The organism is Variovorax sp. J22R115, assembly GCF_030317005.1.
Lineage (GTDB): Bacteria > Pseudomonadota > Gammaproteobacteria > Burkholderiales > Burkholderiaceae_C > Variovorax.
This window is the reverse complement of record NZ_JASZYM010000053.1, coordinates 1-1,676: the sequence shown is the minus strand read 5'-3', so window position 1 is coordinate 1,676 and position 1,676 is coordinate 1. Positions and strand designations below refer to the sequence as shown.

The 1,676-nt window shown below is 58.9% G+C and carries 1 protein-coding gene and 1 pseudogene; one reads left to right on the top strand and one right to left on the bottom strand.

Annotated features, from left to right (window positions below; genetic code table 11):
• Positions 1 to 318: 318 nt before the first annotated feature.
• Positions 319 to 516, top strand: a pseudogene (locus QTI04_RS34135) (magnesium chelatase domain-containing protein); the annotation flags it as partial.
• A gap of 430 nt (positions 517 to 946) precedes the next feature.
• Here the strand turns inward: QTI04_RS34135 and QTI04_RS34130 are convergent.
• A complete protein-coding gene (locus QTI04_RS34130) occupies positions 947 to 1,552 on the bottom strand; it encodes an HAD domain-containing protein (protein WP_286619632.1) in 606 nt (201 codons plus the stop codon).
• Positions 1,553 to 1,676 lie beyond the last annotated feature (124 nt).

Here is a 1,676-nt window from a genome sequence, read left to right as displayed (position 1 = left end):
CCGATCACGTCCTGATCCTGGCCACGGAACTTGTAATTGGTGGTCAGCGCCACGTTGCCCGTGAGGTTCGGCGGCTCGGCAGTCTGCGCGCCAGCGAGCATCGGCATGGCGGCAAGGGCGCTCATCGCCAGGACCAGAACGGATTTACGGTGCATCATCGAGTGACTCCTCGGAGTGTTTTGAAGTGGTGTGGAAACCATGTCAAAGCAGGGAGCGTGCCAAACTGTCAACAAGCCTGCGGAGCCGGGCAGCGACCAAGGATGCACGTCGTAACATGAAACAAGAGATGGGCGCACCATCTTGGGGATAGGGAGCGAAATGAGTCTGTCTTTGGTGCAAAGCCGCGCCTTGCTGGGTCTTGAAGCGGCCAGCGTCACGGTCGAGGTGCATCTGGCCAACGGGTTGCCCAGCTTCACACTGGTCGGCCTGGCCGATGTGGAAGTCAAGGAAGCACGGGAGCGCGTGCGATCGGCCATCCAGAACGCCGGTCTCGAATTCCCGAACAACAAGCGGATCCAATGTAGTCAAGCTGCTTTTTGAGCAGGGTATTGCGTTGTAGTCTTTTTCTTACTGCCGAGGGAGGGGAGCCGTGGTGTGGGCAACTTCTGTACTCAGAAGTTGTCCATGCCTTTAAGGCGGGGAGGGAGGCTTCCCTCCCCTCTTAGGTGCGCGATAGCTACTCCATCGAAGTCCGCGTACTCTGCGGTGGTGCCGTGTGCGGTACTTGCGCCTTAGCGCGTCCCCGCAACACCGGTGGTGGAGCATGTTGATTAGTTCTTCCGACGGTACTGAGCCGGCGGCGTTGCGCACGCACGGCAGGAACCGTTGGAAGAGCTCGGGCTCGACCACGCGCATCCACTCGCCAATCGTGAAGCCTACCTTGACATCCGCGATAAGCGCATGAGGAGGGTGCCGACTTGGCGATGGCACTGAGGAGGAAGTCGAATCAGCGGCCCAGCGCGCGCCTGACAATGGCAAGATGATCGGCCGTCAACCCGACGCTCAGTTCGCAAAGCACGACGCGTCCGTTATTGAACAGCGACGAGTCAATCAAGCCCGTACCGGACAGAGGATCATCGAGGATGACAAATGGCTCGTCCTTGCGGTTCGCAGCCAACCACTTTTCGATTGCTTCGAGACGCGTTTCGCCGCGTGCCTGCGGGGCCTCCCAAGCCTTTGGATGAAGTGCCCGCGAGAGCTCGTCGAGTCCCGTCCGGCGGAACAGGACTTCGAAACCCTCCCGGTCCATCATGCGTAGCCAGCTGGTGGTCAGAACGACGTGCGGCCGATGCTCGCTGAGAATCGTCAGCAGCGTATCAACGGCGGCTGGGTGAAACAGCTTTTCCCACAAATCTGCAGGCCTGTCGGGTGCAACGACGTCATAGCCGCCGTATGGCGCGTTAATGCAAATAACGTCGTCGACGTCGAGAAAAATGATTGGTGGCATGTTCACAGCCTGGACTTTGCGTACACGTAGCGAGGTCCGAGCCTGGAAATTGACCAAGTCCCAGGATTTCGGATCGTTTGATGACGAGAAGGAAGCAATGCTCATCAGCCCTTCATTTGTGAGCGTCCAGCGATCCCACCTTGCGCCTGACGCAGCGGCTCCCGAGGATGGCGTCCACCTAAATTTGGCGGACGCCTATGCATCCCAATACTTCCAATCGCCGAGTCCA

What these genes read in the sequence shown, in the direction of transcription:
- QTI04_RS34130 (WP_286619632.1), bottom strand. Translation starts at nt 1,552, where the DNA reads ATGAGCATTGCTTCCTTCTCGTCATCAAACGATCCGAAATCCTGGGAC.